General features: G+C 63.5%; 21 protein-coding genes. 13 read left to right on the forward strand and 8 right to left on the reverse strand.

Annotation, left to right across the window (positions count from 1 at the left end; genetic code table 11):
* Together SSA02_RS01810 and SSA02_RS01815 are read right to left on the reverse strand one after the other, a co-directional pair.
* Positions 1 to 1653, reverse strand: a complete 1653-nt coding sequence (locus SSA02_RS01810; RefSeq protein WP_147092206.1) for an NAD-dependent malic enzyme — start codon at positions 1651 to 1653, stop codon at positions 1 to 3.
* A gap of 151 nt (positions 1654 to 1804) precedes the next feature.
* Positions 1805 to 2158, reverse strand: coding sequence for an L-rhamnose mutarotase (locus tag SSA02_RS01815; protein ID WP_147092207.1), 354 nt, complete (start codon positions 2156 to 2158; stop codon positions 1805 to 1807).
* Positions 2159 to 2282: 124 nt separating this feature from the next.
* Between SSA02_RS01815 and SSA02_RS01820 the strand changes: the two genes are divergently transcribed.
* The 6 genes from SSA02_RS01820 (at position 2283) to SSA02_RS01845 (ending at position 8237) form a co-directional block, all read left to right on the forward strand.
* Positions 2283 to 3587 (forward strand): L-fuconate dehydratase, encoded by a 1305-nt coding sequence (locus tag SSA02_RS01820; protein ID WP_147092208.1) that lies wholly within the window; start codon positions 2283 to 2285, stop codon positions 3585 to 3587.
* The gene (locus SSA02_RS01825) at positions 3584 to 4360 is read left to right on the forward strand and encodes an L-fucose dehydrogenase (protein WP_147092209.1); all 777 of its coding nucleotides are present in this window, start codon (positions 3584 to 3586) and stop codon (positions 4358 to 4360) included. Before SSA02_RS01820 ends, SSA02_RS01825 begins: the two co-directional genes overlap by 4 nt.
* Positions 4361 to 4426: 66 nt before the next feature.
* Positions 4427 to 5758, forward strand: coding sequence for an L-fucose:H+ symporter permease (fucP, locus tag SSA02_RS01830; protein WP_222591047.1), 1332 nt, complete (start codon positions 4427 to 4429; stop codon positions 5756 to 5758).
* Positions 5755 to 6618: a fumarylacetoacetate hydrolase family protein gene (locus SSA02_RS01835; RefSeq protein ID WP_147092210.1), complete on the forward strand. Its 864-nt coding sequence runs from the start codon at positions 5755 to 5757 to the stop codon at positions 6616 to 6618. The genes fucP and SSA02_RS01835 overlap by 4 nt, the downstream gene beginning before the upstream one ends.
* Positions 6615 to 7343, forward strand: coding sequence for an SDR family oxidoreductase (locus SSA02_RS01840; RefSeq protein WP_147092211.1), 729 nt, complete (start codon positions 6615 to 6617; stop codon positions 7341 to 7343). The genes SSA02_RS01835 and SSA02_RS01840 overlap by 4 nt, the downstream gene beginning before the upstream one ends.
* A gap of 57 nt (positions 7344 to 7400) precedes the next feature.
* Complete coding sequence (locus tag SSA02_RS01845) at positions 7401 to 8237, forward strand: amidohydrolase family protein (RefSeq protein WP_222591048.1); 837 nt, start codon at positions 7401 to 7403, stop codon at positions 8235 to 8237.
* 63 nt (positions 8238 to 8300) lie between these two features.
* Here SSA02_RS01845 and SSA02_RS01850 read toward each other — a convergent pair whose 3' ends face one another.
* Positions 8301 to 9413, reverse strand: coding sequence for a P1 family peptidase (locus SSA02_RS01850; RefSeq protein ID WP_147092213.1), 1113 nt, complete (start codon positions 9411 to 9413; stop codon positions 8301 to 8303).
* 211 nt (positions 9414 to 9624) lie between these two features.
* On the reverse strand, positions 9625 to 10758 hold the full coding sequence (locus tag SSA02_RS01855) for a type III PLP-dependent enzyme (protein WP_147092214.1): 1134 nt from the start codon (positions 10756 to 10758) through the stop codon (positions 9625 to 9627).
* Between the two features lie 723 nt (positions 10759 to 11481).
* On the opposite strand from SSA02_RS01855, the gene SSA02_RS01860 reads away from it, so the two are divergent.
* Positions 11482 to 12444: a YihY/virulence factor BrkB family protein gene (locus tag SSA02_RS01860; RefSeq protein WP_246103604.1), complete on the forward strand. Its 963-nt coding sequence runs from the start codon at positions 11482 to 11484 to the stop codon at positions 12442 to 12444.
* A gap of 7 nt (positions 12445 to 12451) precedes the next feature.
* Positions 12452 to 12586, forward strand: a complete 135-nt coding sequence (locus SSA02_RS12975) for a hypothetical protein (RefSeq protein ID WP_264884060.1) — start codon at positions 12452 to 12454, stop codon at positions 12584 to 12586.
* 33 nt (positions 12587 to 12619) lie between these two features.
* Here SSA02_RS12975 and SSA02_RS01865 read toward each other — a convergent pair whose 3' ends face one another.
* Positions 12620 to 13480, reverse strand: coding sequence for a septal ring lytic transglycosylase RlpA family protein (locus SSA02_RS01865; RefSeq protein ID WP_246103555.1), 861 nt, complete (start codon positions 13478 to 13480; stop codon positions 12620 to 12622).
* 310 nt (positions 13481 to 13790) lie between these two features.
* On the opposite strand from SSA02_RS01865, the gene aroQ reads away from it, so the two are divergent.
* From aroQ to SSA02_RS01885, 4 genes are all read left to right on the forward strand, one after another.
* Positions 13791 to 14246 carry a type II 3-dehydroquinate dehydratase gene (aroQ, locus tag SSA02_RS01870; RefSeq protein ID WP_147092215.1) on the forward strand — a complete coding sequence of 152 codons (456 nt, stop codon included), beginning with the start codon at positions 13791 to 13793 and terminating at the stop codon, positions 14244 to 14246.
* Positions 14243 to 14695, forward strand: coding sequence for an acetyl-CoA carboxylase biotin carboxyl carrier protein (locus tag SSA02_RS01875; RefSeq protein WP_147092216.1), 453 nt, complete (start codon positions 14243 to 14245; stop codon positions 14693 to 14695). Before aroQ ends, SSA02_RS01875 begins: the two co-directional genes overlap by 4 nt.
* Before the next feature lie 25 nt (positions 14696 to 14720).
* Positions 14721 to 16067 (forward strand): acetyl-CoA carboxylase biotin carboxylase subunit, encoded by a 1347-nt coding sequence (gene accC / locus SSA02_RS01880; protein ID WP_147092217.1) that lies wholly within the window; start codon positions 14721 to 14723, stop codon positions 16065 to 16067.
* 61 nt (positions 16068 to 16128) lie between these two features.
* A complete protein-coding gene (locus SSA02_RS01885) occupies positions 16129 to 16710 on the forward strand; it encodes an NIPSNAP family protein (RefSeq protein WP_147092218.1) in 582 nt (193 codons plus the stop codon).
* Between the two features lie 206 nt (positions 16711 to 16916).
* Here SSA02_RS01885 and SSA02_RS01890 read toward each other — a convergent pair whose 3' ends face one another.
* The 3 genes from SSA02_RS01890 to ccmA all read right to left on the reverse strand — a co-directional run bounded on the left by SSA02_RS01890 (position 16917) and on the right by ccmA (position 21922).
* Positions 16917 to 20267 (reverse strand): S41 family peptidase, encoded by a 3351-nt coding sequence (locus SSA02_RS01890; RefSeq protein WP_147092219.1) that lies wholly within the window; start codon positions 20265 to 20267, stop codon positions 16917 to 16919.
* A gap of 342 nt (positions 20268 to 20609) precedes the next feature.
* Positions 20610 to 21281 (reverse strand): heme exporter protein CcmB, encoded by a 672-nt coding sequence (gene ccmB, locus SSA02_RS01895; RefSeq protein ID WP_147092220.1) that lies wholly within the window; start codon positions 21279 to 21281, stop codon positions 20610 to 20612.
* Positions 21272 to 21922, reverse strand: coding sequence for a heme ABC exporter ATP-binding protein CcmA (gene ccmA, locus SSA02_RS01900; protein WP_147092221.1), 651 nt, complete (start codon positions 21920 to 21922; stop codon positions 21272 to 21274). Before ccmA ends, ccmB begins: the two co-directional genes overlap by 10 nt.
* Positions 21923 to 22038: 116 nt before the next feature.
* Here ccmA and acnA point away from each other — a divergent pair, with 116 nt between their 5' ends.
* A complete protein-coding gene (gene acnA / locus SSA02_RS01905) occupies positions 22039 to 24732 on the forward strand; it encodes an aconitate hydratase AcnA (protein ID WP_147092222.1) in 2694 nt (897 codons plus the stop codon).
* The last annotated feature ends 56 nt before the right edge of the window (positions 24733 to 24788 follow it).

The raw sequence follows: 24788 nt of genomic DNA on the forward strand, positions 1-24788 counted from the left end.
TCAGACCTTCTCGTAGTGATCGTATTCAGGTGTCCAGACGATGGACCGTATCCGGTCGCGCAGCTCGTCGTCGCTGAATTCAGGACATACGCCATCTTCGCATGCCTGTCTGGCTGCTGCTTCGGCTACGGCAAAGGCAACCCTTCGCAATTGCGTGACCGGCGGGAGGAGATTGCCATCCGGATTGTCGCGCAGCGGCGAAAGCGAGGCGAGACCGCGCGCCGCGGCCATGAACATGGAATCGGTCACACGCGTCGCGCCGGTCGCCAGGAGGCACAGGCCGAGCCCGGGAAAGATATAGGCGTTGTTGGTCTGATCGACGCGATGGGTGCGGCCATGCAGGTCGAGCGGAGGAAAGGGACTGCCGGTGCTGACCAGAGCGCGCTCGTCGGACCAGGCCATGATATCTTCCGGCGTGGCCTCGGAATGCGAGGTCGGATTGGAAAGCGGGAAAATGATCGGGCGTTCGCAGTGTTCTGCCATGTCGCGCACGATCTTCTCGGTGAACAGCCCCTTCACCCCGGAAACGCCGATCAGGATGCTGGCCCGGCTTTCCTGCATCACGGTCCCGAAATCCGTCGGGCGCTCCTTCCAGTCCCTGCGCGCGAAGAGTGCCTGCCCCTCGCTGAGTCCGGCACGGTCAGCGAGGATCAGCCCGTCCTGATCGAGCATGTAGAAGCGCGAGAGCGCCTCCTCCTCGCTGGCACCTTCATCGAGCATGACCTGAAGCAGAAGCCGTGCGATTCCCACTCCGGCCGAGCCCGCGCCGAGCATCACGATGGTTTCGTCCTTCAGCTTGCCGTCATGGGCGGCCTTTGCGCTGAGGATCGCGGCGGTGGTGACGGCGGCAGTGCCCTGGATATCGTCGTTGAACGTACAGAGACGGTTGCGATAGCGCTCGAGGATCGGCGCGGCATTCGCGCTGCTGAAATCCTCCCAGTGCAGGGCCACATGAGGCCAGCGCGCCTGTACGGCGGTCACGAAGCGCTCGATGAAGGCGTCGTATTCGGGCCCGCGTATGCGCTCGTGGCGCCAGCCGATATAGGCCGGATTCTGCAGCAGATCCTGGTTGTTCGTACCGGTATCGAGCACGATGGGAAGGGTCTGATCTGGGGAGATTCCTGCGCAGGTGGTGTAGAGGGAGAGCTTGCCTATAGGGATGCCCATTCCGCCCGCGCCCTGATCGCCGAGGCCGAGAATGCGCTCGCCATCGGTCACGACGATGATCCGGACATCGTCATAGGCCGGATTGGCGAGAACATCGTCCATGGAATCGCGTTCGGGATAACTCAGGAAAAGCCCGCGCGGTCTTTGCCAGATCTCGGAAAAACGCTGGCAGGCCTCCCCGACGGTCGGCGTATAGACAAGCGGCAGCATGGCCTCGATACGCCTTGTGAGCAGCGCGTAGAAGAGGGTTTCGTTCGTATCCTGAACCTCACGCAGATGAACATGGCGTGCGAAAGGGGAGGGCAGGGCGTCGAGGAACTTGAGGGCTGCATCGACCTGCTGGTCGAGCGTCAGCACTGCCCGCGGCAGGAGACCGTGAAGTTCGAAAGCCTCGCGCTCTTCGGGGGTGAACGCCAGCCCCTTGTTGAGGAAAGGGTGATTGAGCAGATCCTGCCCGCAGAGGGCAACGGATAGCGTCTTGTTCATGAACGGTCTCCCCGCAAAACGATGCGCTCGTGAGCGCCAGCCATCGAGAGGGGGGAGTGAACCACAACAAAAACCGGCACGCGAGTCTTCTGACCCTCATATGAACGACATCCGGATGGCGCATCCGGATGTCGTTCCGGTTGGGGAAATGTCAGGATCCGGGCGTGGCGAGATGTTCGGAAAGATTGAAGATACAGGTCATCGGGCGCCATTTCTCGCCTTCGGGGGTGCCCGGGAGGCGCCTTTGATAGCGATCCATCTCTGCCTCCCATCGCTGCACGACAGGAGGTACGTTGCCTGGGGGCGTTTGCACCTCTTCGCATTCGGCGATCATGAAAAGGCGCGTCCCGAAACGCCAGATCTCCATTGCGACGATACCGCGTGCGTTGAGATCGGCCAGTATCCCGGGCCAGACTGCCCCCGGACGATGACGTGCTTCATATGCGGCGATCAGGCTTGCATCGGCGACGAGATCGAGAGCGTAGCAACGGCGTTCCTGCGGCATTTTCGCGTGTCCCTTGTGAATAATCTCTCTGTTATGTGTATTGTAACGTCAATATATCCTGTTTCGCGATATATATAACTCATTATAGAAAGAAAAAAATAACAGAACAGGTCGGGAGTCAGCCGTGACGAAGATCCTTTCTCTCTCGGTGCGCGATATACGGTTCCGGACGTCTTCGGGGCTGCACGGGTCGGATGCCATGAATCCCGATCCCGACTATTCCGCGGCTTATGTGGTGCTCGGCACCGATCGCAACGCTCTTTCCGGGTGCGGCCTGACATTCACGATCGGGCGAGGGAACGAGGTATGCTGTGCCGCGATCCGGGCCCTTGCTCCGCTGGTCGTCGGTCTCGATCTCGAGGAGATCAAGCGCGACCCTGCAGCCTTCTGGCGTCATCTCACTTCGGACAGTCAGCTTCGCTGGATCGGGCCGGACAAGGGAGTCATGCATCTTGCCACCGGCGCCGTGGTCAACGCGGTGTGGGATCTCTGGGCGCGCGACGAGGGGAAACCCCTCTGGGCCCTCGTTGCGGATATGAACCCGGAGCAGATCCTGGCTGCGATCGATTTCCGCTATCTGACCGATGTCATCACCCCCGACGAGGCGCGTGCCCTTCTGCAGAAGCGGGCGGAAGGGAAAACGATGCGCCGCGCGCGGCTGATGGAGGCGGGATATCCATGCTACACCACCTCGCCCGGGTGGCTCGGCTATGACGATGACACGCTCGCAGCGCTGTGCACGCAGGCGATCGCCGCCGGGTTTTCCCATGTGAAGCTCAAGGTGGGACGCAATCTTCAGGACGATATCAGACGCGTGACCATCGCGCGCGATGTGATCGGTCCGGATCGTCATCTGATGCTCGACGCCAATCAGGTATGGGAGGTGGACGAGGCCATAGGCTGGATTCAGCGCCTCGCTTTCGCCAGACCCTGGTTCATCGAGGAGCCGACGAGCCCGGACGACGTATTGGGTCATGCCAAGATCCGCCGCGCATTGCCCGGGATCGGGGTGGCGACAGGCGAGATGTGTCAGAACCGTATCCTGTTCAAGCAGTTCATGGAGGCCGGTGCGATCGATGTCGTCCAGATCGATGCCTGTCGCGTTGGCGGGGTCAACGAGGTTCTCGCCATTTTGCTACTCGCGGCCAAATTCGACCTTCCTGTCTGCCCTCATGCCGGGGGCGTGGGACTATGCGAATATGTGCAGCATCTCGCGATGATCGACTATCTCTGTTTCTCAGGCGAAACGGCGGGTCGCGTCGCGGAATATGTCGATCATCTGCATGAGCATTTCGTAGCACCCTGCATCGTGCGCAACGGTGCGTATATGCCTCCCTCGACGCCCGGATATTCGATCGAGATGCATCCCGGGAGCCTGGAGCGCCATGAGTTTCACGAAGAGGCCCTGTGCCGTGGAGCCGGCTCATGAATCTCGATCTCGCAGGAAAAACGGTGCTCGTAACCGGAGGCGGTCAGGGCATCGGTGGCGCCATTTCCAGCGCGCTTGCGCGTGAGGGCGCCTGTCCGGCGATCCTCGCGCGTCGTCCACCCGAGGCGGATCTCGTGCAGAAGCTCGAGGCTTCAGGCACGAACTACATATATGTGCCTTGCGAGTTGCGTGACGATGCGGCGTGTCGTGCCGCCGTGGAGCAGGTGTTGCAGCAGCGCGGTGCAATTCACGGGCTGGTCAACAATGCCGGAGCCAATGACGGCGTGGGACTCGATGCCGGGACGTCGGAGTTCCTGCGCTCGGTGCAGGACAATCTCGGCCATTATTTCGCGATGGCGCATCATTCCCTTCCTGCACTTCGCGCCACCCGCGGCGCGATCGTCAACATCTCGTCGAAAACGGCGGTCACCGGACAGGGCAATACCAGCGGTTATGTGGCTGCCAAGGGCGCCCAGCTCGCGTTGACGCGCGAATGGGCCGTAGCGTTGCGCGAGGACGGCATCCGGGTCAACGCGGTTGTCCCGGCCGAAGTCATGACGCCGCTCTACGAGAAATGGCTCGCATCCAGCGACGACCCCGTGGCCCGCCGACATCTGATCGAGTCCCGTATTCCGTTCGGCAGACGTTTCACGGCACCGGAGGAGATCGCGGATACGGTGGTTTTTCTGCTGTCGGATCGCGCCTCGCATACGACAGGGCAATTCCTGTTCGTCGATGGTGGCTATGTGCATTTCGACAGATCTCTCGACTGAGCGGGGCAAATGCGTTTTCAGCCCGTAAATCCGGATCGGTGCGGCGGGAGAGACGGAAGGTGGGGCATGACACAGGGCATATCGGAACGGGAGAAACACGTGATGACATCCGGGTTGCGAACCGGGGGGCGCGCCTATCGCGTCGCCATCGCTTTCGTCGTGCTGCTCTTTTTTCTCTGGGGGATGGCGAACAATCTCAACGATATCCTGATCACGCAATTCAAGAAGGCCTTTGCCCTCTCGGATTTCGGTACGAGTTTCGTGCAGCAGGTCTTCTATTTCGGATATTTCCTGTTTTCCCTCCCTGCCGCCCTGCTCATGCAGGGACGGGGCTACCGGATCGCCATCATGACGGGGCTCGGTTGCTACGGGGTGGGGGCGCTCCTGTTCTACCCTGCGGCCGAATTCGGGCGGTACGAGTTCTTTCTGGTCGCCCTTTTCATCATCGCAGGCGGTCTCGCCTTTCTCGAGACGGCGGCAAACCCGCTCATGACGGAGATCGGCGATCCCGCCGGGGCAGCGCGAAGACTGAACTGGGCGCAGGTGGCCAATCCGATCGGAACATTGTGCGGCATTCTCGTCGGGAAGTACTTCATCCTCTCGGGCAAGACGCTCGATCCGACAGATCCGGATCTGACCGAGGCGGCGAAAACGCTGTTCTATCGCGAGGAAATCCTTTCGGTGAGGGGCCCCTATATCGCACTCGGTCTGATCGTGCTGGGTCTCGCGGTGCTGGCGGCCTTCATCCGGTTTCCCCAGGGCGCATCGCACTCGGACGTCGGCACCAGCCCCGTCCGCATTGCGCGTCTTTTCCGTAATCCGCGGCTCCGCTTTGCGGTCATCGCACAGTTTTTCTATGTCGGCGCGCAGATCGGGGTGTGGAGCTATACCATCCGCTATGCCGAGGTGAACGCTCATATGACCGAGGCTGCAGGGGCGGATGCGCTGCTGGCCAGTCTGGTCCTGTTCGCTTTCGGTCGTTTCTGCGGCACGTCTCTCATGGCACGCGTGAGGCCGAATACGATGCTGCAGGTTTTCGCGACTTTCAGCTTCCTGCTCGTCTTCGGCGCCTCCGTCTTTACCGGCGCGCTCGGACTCTATTGTCTGGTGGTGGCGAGTTTCTTTCTTTCCATCCAGTTCCCGACGATCTTCGCGCTGGGAGTCGAGGGGCTCGGCAGCGAGCGGCGTGTGGGCGCCTCTCTCATCATCATGGCCATTATCGGCGGTGCGTTCCTGACGGGGGTGATGGGCCATGCCTCCGACCTCGTGGGAATCCGCGTCGCCATGCTCGTGCCGTGTCTGTGCTTTGCGGTCGTCCTTTCATTCAGTCTCTACATCCGTCACCTCGATGCCCGGAGATCAGGATCCGGTCGTCTCGAAACAGGGAGCTTTTCATGAAACTCGCGAGACTCGGCCCGCCAGGTGCGGAAAAACCGGCCCTGATCGAAGCGGGGGGACGTGCCCGCGACCTTTCCGGAATCGTACCGGACATAACCGCAGAGGCTCTGGGGAGCGGGCTTCTGCAGCGCCTGGCCGCGCTCGACCCGTCCGCGCTTCCATACCTCCCTGACGGAGAGCGGTTCGGGCCGCCCGTGCGCGGGGTGGGGAAGTTTCTCTGTGTGGGGCTCAATTATCGCGACCACGCTGCGGAATCAGGCATAGCGATCCCCGAAGAGCCGGTTCTGTTCATGAAAGCCACGAGTGCCATCTGCGGTGCGAACGATGCGATCGTCATTCCGCGCGGATCGCTGAAGACCGATTGGGAGGTCGAACTCGGTGTGGTCATCGGTCGTACCGCACGCGATATCCCGGTCGAAACGGCGCTTGCGCATGTCGCAGGCTATCTCCTGGTGAACGATCTGTCCGAGCGCGCCTTCCAGCTCGAGCGGGGCGGTCAATGGGTCAAGGGAAAGAGCTGCGACACGTTCGGACCCATCGGTCCCTTTCTGGTCACGACAGAGGAAATTCCCGATCCTCAGGCGCTTTCTCTCTGGCTGGAGGTCAACGGCACGCGTCGGCAGAACGGGCATACCTCCGATATGGTGTTCGATGTCGCGTTCCTGATCAGCTATATCAGCCGCTTCATGACGCTCTGTCCGGGCGATATCATTTCCACCGGCACGCCTGCCGGGGTGGGGCTCGGATTGCGGCCGCCGGTCTATCTCGGGCCCGGTGACAGGATGGTGCTCGGGATCGATGGCGAAGCGGGCGTGTCGCTCGGTTGCCAGACCCAGATCTGCCGGGCGTGGGCGCAATGAACCGTCTCGCGGGCAAGCGCGCCATCGTCACCGGTGCGGGGCAGGGCATCGGGCGCGCCTCGGCTCTGCGCTTTGCCGCCGAGGGGGCCGAGGTTTTTGCAATCGACAGGAACGAGGAAGCGATCGCATCGATGACCTCCTGTCATCCGGTAGCGCTCGATCTGCTGGACCCGGCCGCGATCGCGAGCCATCTCGGTGGACTGGGGCCGGTCGATATCCTGTTCAACTGTGCAGGCTACGTCGATTCGGGCACCGTGCTGGATATGGCGTCGTCAGGATATCGCCTCTCCTTTGCGCTCAACGTCCATGCGATGGTGGATGTCATCCGCGCCGTATTGCCCGCCATGCTCGACAGGGGCGGATCGATCATCAACATGGCCTCGGTCGCGAGTTCGGTGATCGGCGTTCCGAACCGCTTTGCCTATGGCACGACCAAGGCCGCCGTGATCGGGCTGAGCAAATCCATCGCGGTGGATTATGTCACGCGCAAGATACGCTGCAATGTGATCTGTCCCGGGACCGTCCAGTCTCCTTCCCTCGATGAGCGCCTGTCCGCCACCGGAGATGCGGTGGCTGCGCGGGCGGCTTTCGTTGCGCGTCAGCCCATGGGGCGTATCGGGACGGCCGAGGAGATCGCCGAGCTCGCGCTCTATCTCGCCAGCGATGCCTCTGCATACACCACAGGCAGCGTGCATGTGATCGACGGTGGCTGGACGGCAGCATGAGCGCGTCTGCATCTCCGGCTCGCCTGTTCACGGGACGTTTGTCCTCCGGCCTGCGCCGTGATTGACGCGCATCAGCATGTCTGGGCGTTGTCCAACGCGTTCCATGGCTGGCCGGACGCAACGCTCGGTGTCATCCATCGCGATTTCGGCCCCGGAGACTGGCGCGAAGCGGCCCATGCCGCAGGTGTAAGTCGCTCTATCCTCGTTCAGGCGCAGGAGGACTGGCGCGAGACGCTCTGGCTACTGGCCCTGGCCGAGCGCCATCCGGAGATTGCCGGGGTGGTGGGATGGGTCGATCTGGCAGATGCGGAGGCACCCGAGCGTATTGCCTTGCTCGCAAGACATCCCCGGTGCAAGGGACTGAGACCCATGTTGCAGGATATGGCGGATCCAGGATGGCTTCTTTCCCCCGGCCTGCGGCCTGCCTTTCATGCCATGATCCGTCACGGGATGCGGCTCGACGCGCTTGTGCGTCCGGTCCACCTGCCGATGCTGCATCGCTTCCGCCATGCCTGGCCGGATCTGCCTCTTGTGATCGACCACGCCGGCAAGCCTAGTCCCGACGGCGCTGGCTACGATGACTGGCAGGAGTCGATGGTCCGGCTATCGGATCTCGGCGTTGCCTGCAAATTCTCGGGCCTCCTTACCGAGCTCCCGCCCGATGAGGAGGAAGCATTGCTGGAACCCTTCGTCAGGACGCTTCTTTCACTTTTCCCGGACCGGCTTCTATGGGGCAGCGACTGGCCGGTCTGCCTTCTCGCAGACAGGAGCTATGCCGAAACGCTCGCTTTCGCGCGGGACGCGGTCGCCGCTCATGCGCCAGAGCGCGCCGGATCGATCTTCGCGGGCGCTGCGGCCGCGTTCTACGGTCTCGACGGGCGGGGGCTTTCCTGAATCCTCCGGCGTGCTGTCCAGAGGGCAGCGCGGCCGGACGTGCCAGCAGCGACCGGCCAGCGGTCAGCCCGAGGGAGGCAGATGCGACCATGACGTCGCCTTCATGCCCGGGGGCAGGGTCGCGAGATAGACGCTGCGCGCGACTGCACGGGAAAGCACATCTGCCGCCACGTTGCCGAGATGAGCGACCAGGCGCGCATTGTTTTCTGGCGCGACCGGTCTTTTCCCTGTCGCAAGCGCGAAGATCGTATCCCCGTCGAAAGGGGAGTGAACGGGATGGATGGCGCGTGCGAGTCCATCCTGGGCCATCATGGCAATGCGCTTGAGTGCATCCTGATCGAGTGTCGCATCGGTCGCTATGCAGGCAAGGCTGGTATTGGCACGGGGATGCGGATCCAGCTTCGTGCCGGACCAGTCCTCCGGGGCGATATGTGCGGTCGAGACCCCGAGGCCGCCGAATTCCGTGCCCTGTTCGAAAGGCGCTGCCCAGAAATGCCGGTCATGAGGCGGGGTGACGGCGCCGACGCTGTTCGTCGCAACGAGAGCCGCAACGGTATGGCCTTCAGCCGTGACCCACGACGCCGAGCCGATACCGCCCTTGAGCGTGCCAGCCATCGCCCCATAACCGGCGCCGACGGAGCCGAGCATCAGGTGCGAGTCCGCATGATCTGCCGCTTCCATGCCCAGAGCGCGATAGGGTGGAGCGTCCCCCCAGTTCTTGTCGCCCCCGTTGTCGAGGTCGTAGAGAATGGCGGCAGGGACGATGGGTGACGGCGGCACGCCTGCGCGCTTGCCCAGCGCAAATCCCCGCCCTCTCGCGCCGAGCCATGATGCTACGCCATCGGCTGCGGCAAGACCGTAAACCGATCCGCCGGAGAAGGTGAGGGCGTCGATGCGGTGCACCAGATTCCAGCCATTGAGGGCATCTGTCTCGCGCGTGCCCGGACCGCCGCCACGGACGTCGACCGCACAGGGGCATGGAACGTCCGGCAGGATGACCGTGACGCCGGAACGGGCACGGCTGCTCTGGGCCTGGCCGACACGCAGTCCGGCGATGTCGGTCAGGTCGTTGCGGGGGCCTAGATGTCCGCCCGACGATTCTCCGCGTGCGCGGCGCAACGCAGGCAGGAGCGACGTGCCTGCGATCAGGGAAGACAGAAAGATGCGGCGCTTCATGGATCGTCCCGAAAGAGGGGAAGAAACGGGAGAGGGGAGAAACGGGCGTCTTCCGGACGGACGGAGCACCCGCGCCGGAGACAGGTAATGAGATGCGTCAGGAGCGGACGGTCCTGCGGGACATTCGCCCAGGGCGTGCCCTGCCGGTAACGACTGTCGGGTCGTCGCCGGCGAGGGCACTGGAGGAGGCAGCGGAAGGAGTGAGGAAGACTCAGATATAATGTTCGGCCAGAGGCGCGAAACCGTTGAAACCGGTCGAGCAATAGGTCGAGACATAGGCGCCGGTCGTGAGCAGTTCGATGCGATCGCCCGAGCTCAGCGCGTGAGGCAGCTGCACCCTGTTCTTTTCGTACATGATATCGACCCCGTCGCAGCTCGGACCGGCCACCACGGTCTCACCCGTTGCCAGACCGTCATGCGGCGTACGGAAGCGATAGCGGATCGCCTCGCCTTCGGTTTCCGCCAGACCGCCGAAACGACCGATATCGAGATAAACCCAGCGCGGGTCGCTCTCCTTTCCGCCACGGCGACTCACCAGAACGACCTCGGTCGAAACCACACCGGCATCCGCGACCATGAACCGTCCGGGCTCGATGAGCATTTGCGGCAGGGCATTGCCGAAATGCTCGGTCATGGCGCGACCGATGGCCAGACCGAACTGCTCGATCTCGGGGATATCGTCGCGATACCGCACCGGGAATCCGCCGCCGAGATTAACCATCTTGAGATCGATGCCCGCCTCGGAGAGGTCGGTGAACAGCATGGCCACCTTGGCGATCGCCGTTTCATAGGCCGTGGTGCTGGTCTGCTGGCTTCCGACATGGAAAGACAGCCCGTAGGGCTCCAGACCGAGTTCGACCGATTTCAGCAGCAGGGTCTTTGCATGATCCACCGTGGTGCCGAACTTCCGCGACAGCGGCCAGTCCGCGCCCTCGTTTTCGACCGCAAGACGGCAGAATACGCGCGATCCGGGGGCATGTTCGGCGAGCTTGGCAAGCTCCTCCTCGCTGTCGAACACGAAAAGATCGACGCCGAGACCGAACGCCTCGCGGATGGAGGAGACCTTCTTGACCGTATTGCCGAACGAGATATGGCTGGCCTGTGCCCCGGCTGCGAGGCATTGATGAATCTCGCCGATCGAGGCTGCGTCGAAGGACGATCCCAGACGTACGAGGCGCTCGAGGATCTGCGCGGCCGGGTTGGCTTTGACCGCGTAGTAGATCTGCGCCAGCGGGAGCGCATCACGCAGGGCGTGATAGCGGGCTTCCACATGATCGACGTCGACGACGAGGCAAGGAGTGGCCGGCTGCTGCTCGGCAAGATAGCGGACGATTTTCGGAGTCATGAGTCACTCCTCCCGAAATCCGCCCGTCGGCACGGGCGGAACTGTTGCGAAACGGTCGAACGGACCGGCGATCAGGACGAGGCTGAACGTTCGCGAAAGACGAACGGGATCAGCCCGATTGCCAGAACGCTTGACGTCGTTGCGTAACCTACAGAGGGCCAGTGGCACGTGCGTTGCTGCGTGGGGGCGCATATGGGACCAATCCCCCTGTCATGCAACTAAAAAAAGACCCCTTTTGGCTTTTTTTACGTGCCGGTCGTGCATGTGTTGCAATGTAACGCTAAACTTGGTGCAACATTTCCCGAACCGGTGCGTCATCATGTTCCGGGGGCGTTTTCACAGGGCGCCACCGCACAGGGCGCCACTGCACAGGGCTGGTGCCCGCGAAGAAAGAGATTTGCGTCCGCAAGGCCCGTCCGGCCCGCGCGCGCCCTGAACGAGGAGTCCCGTGTGGCTGAGTCCCCGAGCATACGTACCGATATCCGCGAGAATCCGCCTTCGGGGCAGGATCAGGGTCGGACCGATCTCGCCCGCATAATGGCCGGAGGGGATTCGGTCGGAGACAGTGCCGAAGAGACCCGGAGCGATGCCGGAAATGGGACCGATGCCGCCCCGATGTCTGGAGCCGGGACTCATGGGAACGGGGCGCATGAGAACGCTGCCGAGGCGGAAGCGGCACTCGGTCGCGAGGCGCCCGGGACGGGTGCGAAAAGCCCGATTCACATGCCGCTCGGAGGATGGAAGCTCGTTCTGCGCCAGACGTTCAGCAATCTCGGATCCAGCCAGACCAGCCTCTCGGCCGCAGGATGTGCATTCTATGCCACGCTGTCGCTTTTTCCGGCAATTTCGTCGCTTATCTCGGTCTACGGGCTCATTTTCGACCTCCAGACGGTGGAACCGCAGCTGAACGTCTTGCGCAGTCTGTTGCCTCCCACGGCTTTCGAGCTGATCGCCTCGCAGATCCATACCCTGATCGGCCAGCCTCACGCCTCGCTTACGATGGGGCTGATCTTCTCCATTACCGTCGCGCTCTGGTCGGCTTCCGCCAGTACGAAATCGGTGCTTTCCGCACTCAATCTGGCCTATGATACCCTTGAGACGCGCGGGTTTTTCCGTTTCCAGTTTCTGGCCCTTGGTGTGACTTTCGGCGCTGTGCTGGGTGCGTGCCTCACCCTCGCTCTCATGGTCGCCTTCCCGGCTCTGGTGGATTATCTCCCCGAATTGCTGAACCGCTTCGGCCTGCGCAACCTGCCGCCGGAAATCCTGAATCTTACCGATTATCTGATGAGCTACAGCACACGTTATATCGTGCATTTCGGTGCGCCTGCGCTGATGCTGCTCTTCGTCTTCGTGGCGGTCACGTTGCTCTTCCGCTACGGACCGTGCCGGGAAACCGCCGACTGGCGCTGGATCGTCCCGGGTTCGCTCGTTGCGACCTTTCTCTGGGTTCTGACCTCGCTCGCCTTTTCCTATTACGTCAGTCACTTTGCCAGCTACGGATCGACCTACGGGCCGCTCGGCGCCGTTGCGGCAATCATGATGTGGTTCTTCGTGGGCACCTATGTCGTGCTGTTCGGCGCCGAACTGAATGCAGGTCTCGAAGACCGCATGAAGGGATTCAATCCCAAGGTTCCGGGCGCGACGCGCGTGCAGGAAGGCGTCGAGGGAACCGCAGCCGAAGCGTGACGGACCGGTGCGCCGCCCGCTCCCCCGGGAGGCGAGCGGCGCATATGCCGAGCTGCGTCTTGCCGTTCCGGAGAAGATCCGGGAAAAACCTGAAAACGATATCGGAGCGCATCAGGATCGCGACGGCTATCGGCCGTGGTGATCCCGGATCGACAGCATTCCGGGCGCAGATCGCCTAGTGGCGGTGCGAGGTCCTGTGCTGTGCAACGGAATGCGTGGCTGCACCGGCGCCATGCATCCGCCGGGAGGCTTGTTGGTGCGAGGCGCCATGAGCGGAGGCAGCATGCCGGGATGCCGCGTGATGCGACGTGGAAGCGCGGGGCGCGACCGTCGGAGAGACCGCATCGATGGCCTGCTCACTCGTATCGTCCGCCTCGGCCTCCGCGACCTCGAGAGGCTGGTCTTCGGCGATAGCGGTACCCGTGGGGATAGGGGCAAGCTTCACATGCGCGGTCCCGCTGCCGAGCATCCCGATTTCCGCAGCGGCGGCGTGCGACAGATCGATGATCCGGCTGTTGAACGGTCCCCGGTCGTTGATCGTCACGATGACGGATTGTCCCGTATCCTCGTTCTGCACGAGAACCTTCGAGCCGAGAGGCAGGCTGGGATGCGCGGCAGTCAGTTTCTTTCCGTCGAGACGGGCGCCGCTGCTGGTGCGATGTCCCTGGAGGCCACGCCCGTACCAGCTTGCAACTCCGTGTTCGGACCAGGCGAGAACATGATGGCTGGCCAGAGCGAGGCGATGGGCACGGCTGCTCAGCGCGCGCCGGACGGAGGCCGCCCACGGCGTGTGACCTGCAAGGGATGTACGATCCGCCGGGGCGGTGACGATCGTCGTCCCGCCTGCGGCTGCGCCAGCCATCCGGGCATCGGCTTCGGTCGTCGTCCCGGCTGGAGCGTGGGCAAGCGGCACCGAGGCCGCGTGAGCGCCATGTCGGGGCGTGAATGCCAGGCAGAGCAGCGTAACGCCGCCGATTCGCGAGCAGATCCGTTTGCGGATACGTCCGGTCTGTTTCAGGGCGTTGATCTTGCTCATCGAAAGGGTCACTACCGAATCTTGCCTTCTGTTTCAGTCACTCCGGACGGTCGAACGTCCCGGTAATGGCCGGGACAAGCGCACAAGCCTAGCACGAAGCGCAGCGGATGCGAAATTCCGGCCTTGCCTCCTCGGGGAAAAGGCCCGCAGGCAGGCAGAAGCGCGGCGCCCCTACGGGAGGGAAGGAGAGTATTTCCTTGTCTCCCGCTCACCACAGGACAGGGAAAAGGCGGCGAGAATGAGGCGCAAAACGCGCGCAGCCGCCGCAGAGGCTTTTATGGCTGGAATGAAAGTGCTACGGGCTGCATTCATGATTCGCCCGATGATTGCCGTGCTCAACGGTCCCAACCTCAATATGCTCGGTATGCGCCAGCCGGAGATCTACGGCCATGCGACGCTGGACGATCTGGAGCAGGTATGCATCCAGGCGGCCGAGCAACTCGACGTCGCCATCGATTTTCGCCAGACGAATGTCGAGGGCGAGCTGGTATCCTGGATCCAGGAATGCCGGGGTCGGGCACGCGGGATCGTGATCAATCCGGCGGCTTATGGCCATACCTCGATTGCCCTTCTCGATGCGCTTCTTGCGACGGGGCTCCCGACGGTCGAGGTACATATCTCCAATATCCATCGCCGCGATGCCTTTCGCCACCATACCTACACGTCGCAGGCCGCCATTGGCGTGATCTGCGGATTTGGCGTGCGGGGCTATGCCATGGCATTGCGTGCACTTTATGACATGATCGAAGACGAGGACGAACGATGAGCCGTATGCTCGTGGACGCGGATGCCATCCGGGCATTGGCCGATATTCTGACCGAAACCGGTCTGACCGAGATCGAGGTCGCGGAGAAGGACAACCGTATCCGCGTGGCGCGCAATGCCGGCGGTCAGGTGGTCCATGCCGCTGCTCCCGTTCCTGCCGCTGCGGCTCCGGTTGCGGCTCCGGCCGCTGCGGCCCCGGTGGATGCCGCGAGCCATCCCGGCGCGGTCAACAGTCCGATGGTCGGGATTGCCTATCTTGCGCCCGATCCGTCCGCACCGCCTTTCGTGCAGGAAGGACAGGCCGTCACGGCAGGGCAGACGCTCATGCTGATCGAGGCCATGAAGACCTTCAACCAGATCAAGGCGCCCCGCGGCGGCACGCTGAAGCGCGTCCTCGTCTCGAGTGGCGATCCGGTCGAGTTCGGCGAGCCTCTCGCCATCATCGAATAAGTATTCTGACTGAGCCTGGAGCCCGATGTTTTCCAAGATCCTGATCGCCAATCGCGGCGAAATCGCGCTTCGCATCCTGCGCGCCTGCCGCGAGCTCGGCATTGCCACGGTGGCAGTACATTCGACGGCCGATGCCGACGCGATGCATGTCCGCCTCGCCGATGAAGCGGTCTGCATCGGGCCGCCCTCCTCTCGCGACTCCTATCTGAATGTGGCCGCCATCCTTTCGGCGGCCACCATCACCGGAGCCGAGGCGATTCATCCCGGTTACGGCTTTCTCTCCGAGAATGCCGATTTTGCCGAGACGGTCGAGGAGCATGGTTTCGTCTTCATCGGTCCGACCGCCCATCACATCCGTACGATGGGCGACAAGATCATGGCGAAGACGACGATGCGCGAACTCGGCGTTCCGCTCGTCCCCGGATCCGACGGTGCCTTGCGCGATCTGGATGCGGCGCGCGAGGTCGCGGCGAAGGTCGGTTATCCGGTCCTGATCAAGGCTGCGGCCGGCGGCGGCGGACGTGGCATGAAGGTCGCGCAGAACGAAGGCGAGATCGAGGAAGCCTGGTCGGTCGCCAGAACGGAGGCGCGCGCCGCCTTCGGCAATGACGAGGTCTATCTCGAGAAATATCTCGATAAGCCGCGTCATATCGAATTGCAGATCATGGCCGACACCCACGGCAATGTCGTGCATTTCGGCGAGCGCGACTGTTCGCTCCAGAGGCGTCACCAGAAGCTTCTCGAGGAGGCGGGTTCACCCGTGCTCTCCGCCGAGGCACGCGACGCCATCGGTGCCACCGCCACGGCCGCGTTGAAGAAGATGGGTTACCGCAATGCCGGAACCCTCGAATTCCTGTATCAGGATGGCCAGTTCTGCTTCATCGAGATGAACACGCGTCTCCAGGTCGAGCATCCCGTGACTGAGATGGTCTGCGATGTCGATCTGGTGCGCGAGCAGATCCGCGTCGCGGCAGGTGAGGCGCTCGGCTACGAGCAGTCCGACATCACCTTCAGCGGACATGCCATAGAGTGCCGCATCAACGCCGAGGATCCCGAGACCTTCATGCCCAATCCGGGCACGATCAAGGTCTTCCATGCCCCGGGTGGGCTCGGCGTGCGGATCGACAGCGCGATCTATGCCGGATATCGCGTGCCGCCTTATTATGACAGCATGATCGCCAAGCTGATCGTTCATGCCCCGACCCGTGCGGAGGCTATCGCGCGGATGCTCCGGGCGCTCGACGAATGTGTGGTGGATGGGGTCAAGACCGTCATTCCTCTTCACCGCAAGATCCTGTCCGATCCCCAGTTCCAGAAGGGTGACTATACCATTCACTGGCTGGAGAAATTCGTGGAATCCCTGCGTCGATAGGACGCAGGATGCGGGATGACCGGGACGACCGGGGCGACAGGATGAACGGGCGGGCTCAGCGATGACGGATTTTGTCGAAACGACCATCCTCACATGCCGGCCGGGAAGCGTGCCTGGGGTCGTGGCGCATCTCGACGGCCTTCTCGCGGGGCAGCCGGGATTCATCGGGTGCTGGACGACGGAAATCGGCGCGCTCGATCGCGTCGTCGTCTGTTTCGTCTACCCCGCGGAAACGGCGCCGGTGCGCGTGGATTGGCCGGATCACAGGCAGGGCGTAGCGAAAATCGAACGCTCGCTCTGGCAGGTGCATGGAGGCACCGTGCCGCAGCCCGGTGCGCATGGCACGATCTATGAGTGGCGCGTGTACGACATTCTTCCCGGTTGCGAGGCGCGTGTCGTCGGTCTCATGGAAGAGGCGCTTCCGGCCCGTTCGGTCGTCTCGCCCGCCTATGTCGTCATGACCTCCTGCGATGGCGCGTCGCGTCTGTGCCATGTCTGGCCTTATGAAACCCTGGCCGCGCGCGCCGGGAAGCGGCGTGAGGCGCTCGAAAGCGGCGTCTGGCCGCCGCCGGGCATCCTCAACTATATCGGAGCGATGCACAGCACGCTGCTTGTGCCCACGGCCTTTTCTCCAAGTCGCTGAACCGGGTATCCGATACGGCGAAACCCGGAGCGGCCCAAACCCTCACATCAAAGCCTCACACCAAACTCTCATGTGGGTGCAGGGAGCTGGCAACCCATCCGGTTTTTCCGGACTCGTGCGGGCTTTCTCCGTTTTCTCCCCGACAGCCTGCCTGACCGCCGGGCGGGGGCATGGCGAGCCCGCCCCGAACCCGATCCGTTGCGGCCTCAATGGGGGATCGCTTCCGGAGAATCGGTGAACGCCTCGGGCGCCAGCGGCGGGACGGGATGGGCGGCGAGTTCCTGCTGAAGCACCTCGATTGCCGTATCGAGCTGGGCATCCTTGCCGGTAAACGTTGCATTCGGCAGGTTCTCGACTTCGATATCCGGCTCGACCCCGTGATTTTCGACGAGCCAGTGGCCGTTGAGGTCGAAATAGGGGCGCTCGGCCGTGCGGGGGAGTCCGTTATCCGCGAGACGGTCGCTGTCCGAAAGCCAGACGCCGGCCCCTGCCGTGCGCATGCCGATCAGCTTGCCGATCCGGAGCGTTTTCACCCCTTGGGCAAAGGTCTCCCCGTCGGAATAGGTGAAGGCGTCGCAGAGCACGACGATATGGCCGCGGAAGCTCTGCTGCATGTTGCCCTGGGGCGCCTGACCGTGATCCGACCAGAACATCCAGACCTTGCGCAGCAATTCGGACAGGATCCATGAATCGATATTGCCTCCCTTGTTGCGCCGGACATCGATGACCAGTCCGTCCTTGTCGATCTGGGCGAAGAACTGACGGGTAAAGCGTGCCATGTCGTCCGGCCCCATCGCGCGGAGATGCAGATATCCCAGACGTCCTTTCCCGAGGCGCGCGACACGGTCTGCCCGGTCGTTTTCCCAGGCCCGCTGACGGAGGGAGGCCTCCTTCTTCCCGTCGATCGCGATGACCACCGTCTCGATCTTCCGGTTCTGCCTCTTGAGCGTCAGCAGAACCTGCCGCCCGGCCTGATCGGCCAGCAAGGTGGACAGATCGGGCTGCTCCGCCAGCGGGCGTCCGTTGATCGACACGATGAGATCGCCCGGAGCCGCATCCACTTCCGGCGCCGCGAGAGGAGAGCGGTCCTCCGGGAGGTCGGGGTCTCCTTCGAGAATACGATCGATCAGATAGCCTCCCGGCTGTCTGACCAGAATGGCGCCGAGGCTGGCGATCAGGCTGCCTGCCGGGCGGCCGGGCGTTTCGGCGGGGCGGATCTGCGAATGCAGGGCGTTGAGTTCGCCCATCATCTGCCCCATCAGATCGTCCAGATCGGACCGGTCCTGCACGCGGGCCAGAAGCGGTCTGTAGCGGTCCCGTATGGCGGTCCACTCCACCGAATGCAGGGCGGGATCGTAGAAGTGATCGCGGTGGAGACGCCAGGCATCCATGAACAGATCCTGCCACTCCGCGCCCGGATCGATCCTGAGCCGGAAGTCCTTCAGTCCGATTTCGTTCTGCGTCTTCCTGTGTCCGTCTCCCTTGGGCGTTTCGTCCCCGAGGTCGTCTCCATCCGCGATCAGGCGGATCCGGGGGCGTTGCTTCTTCGCACCGGAGACGAGCATGAGGGTCGCGCCATCCGGCGTCATGGCGATATCGCGCAGATGATCGGCCAGATGGCCCTCCAGAAGCTCCGCTGCGGCGCGCTCGTTGCCGATCGCGATCCGTGAGAGCACCATATTTTCCGTATCGTCGGAGGGATGCGCGTCGCTGGAGGCCAGAAGATAGAGCCGCTTGGCCGAGGCGGCGATCTTCCTGTATCTGCCCGCAGGAACCGGAACCTGATAGAGGCGTCTTGCGAGGCCCTCTGCCTCGATGGGCGGCAGGGGGGATGCGGTGCCGGTCGCATCGGGCGCCGTCTTGCCCGGCGTGGGCATCGCCGGAGGCCTTGCCGCATGGGGTGCCGGATCGAGCTCGGTCGGGGACAGGAACGGAAACCGCGTTCCCTTCTGCAGGGTCAGCGCGAAAACGCCCGTTCTCCTGTCATAGACGGGTGCCGGATTGCGATCCCCCCAGGGGCTGCCATTGGCCAGGGTGAACGCCCTGTCGGACAGGAACCAGAGCATATGCCCGTCCGGGCTGAAGGCGGGGCCGAAGGAATCGTAGTTGCTGCTGGTGATCCAGCGCGTGCTGTGATCGGTCAGATCGTACAGAGCGAGCTGGCGGCGGACAGACTCGCCCCGGGCGCGGACGAAAACCAGCGCCCGACCGTCCCGGGACCAGACGAGGGAGTCGTACTCGGCCTGACCGTCGAGGCGGGCATCGTCGATCGTCCTGTCCTTGCCGCTAGCCAGATCGAGCAGCCGCAGGCGTCCGAGACGGTCGGTGTGAGCGAGCGTCTTTCCGTCGGGCGCCACCCACAGGCCGGTCGGCTGACCGCCAAGCCCGTGCGTGATCTGACGCGATTCTCCCCCGCCGATAGCAGGAAAGGCCCAGAGTTCGGATTCGCCCCCCTTGTCGCTGAACGCATAGACGGTCCGGCCGTCGGGGGAGAGGCGTGCGTGGCGCAGTCTCGCATTCCCCGCCTGGGCGAGCTGGACGAGCCTGCGCCCGTTGGGCGCGCCGAGTATGACATGCCCCCTCAGGGTCATCGCGACCTGCCGCCCGTCGGGAGAGAGGGCGGTATCCGTCAGGAAGCGGAACGGGTCGTCGAGCCATTGCGGGCGGCGGGCCGGGTGGTCGCTCGCGATGTCGAGAGCGATGCGCGATCCTGCGTCATGGGCGAGGTCGTACCGGTAGAGGTCGGCGCCGCACTGATAGACCACGGTGTCACCGCTCAGCGCCGCATGGCCCACACCGAAATCCTCATGATCCGTCAGGGCATGCCCGTCGGTTCCGTCGAGGGCGAAGCTCCAGAGATTGTCGCGTCCTCCCTTGTCGCTGACGACGATGATCCGGTCGCGCCACAGCATCGGCCGCCTCAGATTCGCGTCTTGCGGGCCGATCCGTTCGGCCTCTTCGCCGCCCCTGATGCGGTAGCGCCAGAGCTGCGCCATGGCCCCGCCGCGATAACGGCGAAGATGGTCGTGGCTTATCGAGAGACCGAAGCGAACGAAATACAGCCACTCGCCGTTCTGTCCGAGCGCCACGTCATTTGCCTCGGCAAGCGGATAGATCCGTTTCGTCCCGTTGGCGGGCTGGATGGAGGCGACGATCCTGCCGAAGCCGGGATCGGTCTCCGGTGTCGTGCTGTACAGTATGCCTGCTTTCCTGTCCCAGCCGATGGGCATGACGTTCCGGTTCTCGAACGTGATCCGTCGGGGCGAGCCGCCGCCGACCGGCATGGTATAGATTTCCTCCGGCCCGTCGAAATTCGCCAGAAAGGCGACCTGCCTGCCATCGGGAGAGATGATCGGGTGAGGATCGACGCCGAGCGGCGCCGTCAGGCGGTTCGCCCTGCCTCCGGCCAGGGGGGCGCTCCAGACCGATTGTTCGTCATCGAAGACGAGGGAGGTTCCTGCGATGTCGGGATCGCGAAGATAGCCCGGCTCGGCCATGGCGGGATGAGCCGCCAGACCGAGAAAGGCGACGCCGGCGAGAAGTCTGGAGAGTGTCATGATCGGATTCCGCAACGACAGGAAACAGCAAAAACTGGGAACAGGAGCGACAGAATAGAGAAATGACAGGGAAGGGGAATGCCAGGGAAGGGAAATGCCAGGGAAGGGAAATGACAGGATAGGGGAGCGATAGACAGAGGAACGACAGGGAGGCGCGGGGCGGAGAAAGGAAATCCGGGCGTCAGAGCCGGACGGGTCTTCCGACGGGACCCATCACCCGGAAACATTATCCGGATCGCGCCGGAGGCGGCGCATGCGCGAACAAGGCCCGGCGAGGAGCGTGCCAGCGAGGGAGATGTCGACGGAGAAGATGCCGAGGGAGGAGATGACGGAAAAACCGCATCAGGCAGTCGCGGCTCTCAGGCCGCTCCCCGCGGCAAGCGGACATGAAGGCAGGGCAAGGGCGAGAAAGGCACCGAGCCAGTCGAGCTCGATCCCGTGACCCGTCCCGGGCACGGTCGCGTCGGATGCCGCGGCGCCGAAAATCAGCACCGGCGTTGCAAGCGGCAGGACGAGCAGAGGCAGCAGAACCCCGCCGCGCCGCGCACCGAGCACCAGCCCCGCCGCCATGCCGCCGATCAGGGAAAGAAGCGGCGTACCCAGAGCCAGCCCGGCGAGAAGGGGAGCGATATCGCTTCCTTTGCCGCCCAGCATGAGAGAGAGCGGCGCGGCCATGATCAGGAGCGGCAGACCGGTGGTCAGCCAGTGCGCGAGGATTTTCGCAAGGGCGACGAGTGCGGGGGGCAGGCCGACGAGAAGCAGGTGATCGAGCGAGCCGTCCTCGAGTTCGGCGCCGAACATCCGGTCCAGCGGCAACAGCGTTGCAAGGAGTGCGCAGACCCAGATGATACCCGGTGCCATGCGATGAAGAAGATCCGGGGAGGGGCCAAGCGCGAGCGGAAAGAGGCTGCCGCACAGAAGGAAGAACAGCAATGCGGCGAGCGTGTCGGTGCCATGGCGAAGAGCCAGCCGGAGATCGCGCGCGAGCACGCAGAGAAAGAGGCTCAGAACCATGGCGTCGAGGCCTCGATGGCGACAGGAGTAAGGGCGTGGCGACGCGGTGACACCAGAGGCAGGTCGATATGCGTCGTCGCGACGATGAGCCCGCCCTTCCGGAGATGATCGGTCATGACCGCGCCGAGCCGCTCTGTCGCGGCGGTGTCGAGACCGAGGCTCGGCTCGTCGAGCAGCCAGAGCGGTGCGCCGCGCAGCAGGACCCGCGCCAGGGCGACACGGCGTTTTTGCCCTGCGGAAAGAAGGCGTGCGGGCAGGGTGATCGAATCCGCCATATCGAATGCGTCGAGCGCGGAGACGATCGAGCCGCCGCCAAGCCGCGCCGTCAGGGCGAGATTCTCCTCCACGGTCAGGCCGGGCTTGAGGGCGTCCTGATGGCCGAGATAGGCGAGGAGGGGCGCCGTGTCGGGATCGTCTGCCGGTTGACCATCACAGGTGATCTGCCCCGAAAACGGCCGGATGAGGCCTGCGAGGCAACGCAGGAGAGTCGATTTCCCGACACCGTTGGGGCCGGTCAGGATGAGCGCCTCCCCGCGATCCAGATCGAACCCGGTCCTGTCGAGCACGAGGCGACCGCCGCGGATCACGGTTACGTCATGGGCCTGAAGCCAGGCATCGTTAGGCGGGGGGAAACCTGACATGATCGAAGGGTAACATCTTCCTGAGAGGGTTTCATTCGACTCTGTGCGAATTAGGCCCGAGACTGTATAGAGAGCCCAGCCCCTGAGGGCCAGATGAAGAGGCAGGAGGACAAGCCATGAGAACCGTCGGACGGGATTCCCTGGGCGTGATGCGCGATCTCGAGGTCGATGGCCGCGCGTATCGCATATTCTCCCTGCCCGAGGCTGCAGCGAGGCTGGGCGATCTTTCCCGCCTGCCCGTCAGCCTCAAGGTCCTGCTGGAAAATGTCCTGCGCTTCGAGGACGGCCAGACCTACACCGCCGAGGATGCCCAGGCGATCGTGGACTGGGTGGCGAAGGGGCATTCCGACAAGGAAGTGCCTTTCAAACCTGCGCGCATTCTCATGCAGGATTTCACCGGCGTTCCCGCCGTGGTCGATCTCGCTGCCATGCGCGATGGCATTATCGCGCTCGACGGTGACCCGGAGAAGGTGAACCCGCTGGTGCCGGTCGATCTCGTGATCGATCACTCGGTCATGGTCGATGTGGCGGGCAGCGCCGATGCGCTGGAACGCAATGTCGAGATCGAGTTCGAGCGCAATGGCGAGCGTTATGCCTTCCTGCGCTGGGGGCAGGGCGCGTTCGAGAATTTCCGTGTCGTGCCGCCGGGTGCGGGCATCTGCCATCAGGTCAATCTGGAGTATCTGGCGCAGGCCGTCTGGACCGGCAAGGTCGATGGCAAGGACTATGCGTATCCCGATACGCTCTATGGCACCGACAGCCACACCACCATGGTGAACGGCATGGGCGTGCTCGGCTGGGGCGTGGGCGGCATCGAGGCCGAGGCCGCAATGCTCGGTCAGCCCATCGCCATGCTGATCCCCGACGTGATCGGCGTGCGTCTGGAAGGGATGCTGCCCGAGGGGGCGACCGCGACCGATCTGGTTCTGACCATTACCGAGATGCTGCGCGCAGAAGGCGTGGTCGGCAAGTTCGTCGAGTTCTTCGGCCCCGCCCTCGATCATCTCCCGGTGGCCGATCGTGCGACCATCGCCAATATGGCACCGGAATATGGCGCGACCTGCGGTTTCTTCCCGGTCGATGCGCTGACGCTGGAGTATCTGCACCAGACGGGTCGCGATGAGCATCGCATCCATCTGACCGAAGCCTATCTGCGCGCCCAGGGCATGTTCCGCGATGCCGGCACGCCCGAGCCCGTGTTCTCCAAGGTCCTGTCGCTCGATCTCTCGACCATCATCCCCTCGCTGGCGGGCCCCAAGCGCCCGCAGGACCGTGTGGCCCTGACCGATGCGACCTCGGCTTTCGAGGAAGCCCTGACCACGACGCTGGGCGTGAAGCCCGACGATGCGCGCAAGCGCGCCATCGTGGCGGGTTCGGATTACGATATCGGCCATGGCGATGTGGTGATCGCTGCCATCACCTCCTGCACCAATACCTCCAACCCGGCCGTTCTCGTGGCTGCCGGTCTGGTGGCCCGCAAGGCGCGCGCGTTCGGCCTCAAGCCCAGGCCCTGGGTCAAGACGTCGCTCGCCCCCGGCTCGCAGGTGGTGACGGATTATCTCGACAAGGCCGGTCTCAGCGCCGATCTCGATGCGCTCGGCTTCGAGACGGTCGGTTATGGCTGCACCACCTGTATCGGCAATTCAGGCCCCATCGCCCAGCCGATCGTGGATGCGATCGAGGGCAACGGGCTCGTGGCGACCTCGGTGCTTTCGGGCAACCGCAATTTCGAGGGACGCATCTCGCCCAACGTGCGTGCCAATTACCTCGCCAGCCCGCCGCTCGTGGTTGCCTATGCCCTGCTCGGCACGCTGCGCAAGGATATCACCAGCGAGCCGCTCGGCATCTCGACCGATGGCAGGGAAATCTTCCTGCGCGATATCTGGCCGAGCAACCGGGAAATCGCCGATCTGATGAGCGCATCGGTGACGCGCGAGAGCTTCGTCGAGCGCTATGGCAGCATCACCCGCGGCACGCGGCAGTGGCAGGCGCTCGCCGTGGCGAGCGATGCCCGTACCTTCGCCTGGTCCGACAGCTCGACCTATATCCAGAAGCCGCCCTATTTCGAGGGGCTGACCAAGGAGCCGGGCGAGACGCACGACATCGAGAATGCGCGCATTCTGGCGCTTCTGGGCGATAACATCACCACCGATCACATCTCTCCGGCAGGGGCCATCAAGCCGTCTTCTCCGGCCGGAACCTTCCTGAGCGAGCATCAGGTATCGGTTGCGGATTACAACTCCTATGGTTCGCGTCGCGGCAATGACCGCGTGATGGTGCGTGGCACATTCGCCAATATCCGCATCCGCAACGAGATGTTGCCGGGCGTGGAAGGGGGAATGTCGAAATATCTCCCCGATGGCACGGTGGCCTCGATCTATGACGTGGCGCATCGCTATCAGCAGGACGGGACGCCGCTCGTGGTGTTCGGCGGGCGCGAATACGGCATGGGGTCCTCGCGTGACTGGGCGGCAAAGGGCACGAGGCTGCTCGGTATCAAGGCTGTCATCGCCGAGAGCTTCGAGCGGATCCACCGCTCCAATCTCGTGGGCATGGGTGTTCTGCCTCTGACCTTCCGTGAGGGCGTGACCCGCAAGACCCTGGGGCTGGATGGCTCTGAGACGATCACGCTCGGCGGGCTCGACGCCATCACGCCACGCATGACCGTTCCGATGACCATCACCCGCGCCAGCGGCGAAACCGAGCAGGTCGAGCTTCTTTGCCGCATCGATACGCTTGATGAAGTCGCCTATTACAGGCATGGAGGGATTCTCCCTTATGTCCTGCGCGGGATGACCGAAACTGACTGATCACGCCGAGACCGTTCTCGACGCCATAAACATTACCAAGAGCTTCGGGCGACATG

Source organism: Swaminathania salitolerans (assembly GCF_007988945.1).
In the GTDB taxonomy this organism is placed as follows: domain Bacteria; phylum Pseudomonadota; class Alphaproteobacteria; order Acetobacterales; family Acetobacteraceae; genus Swaminathania; species Swaminathania salitolerans.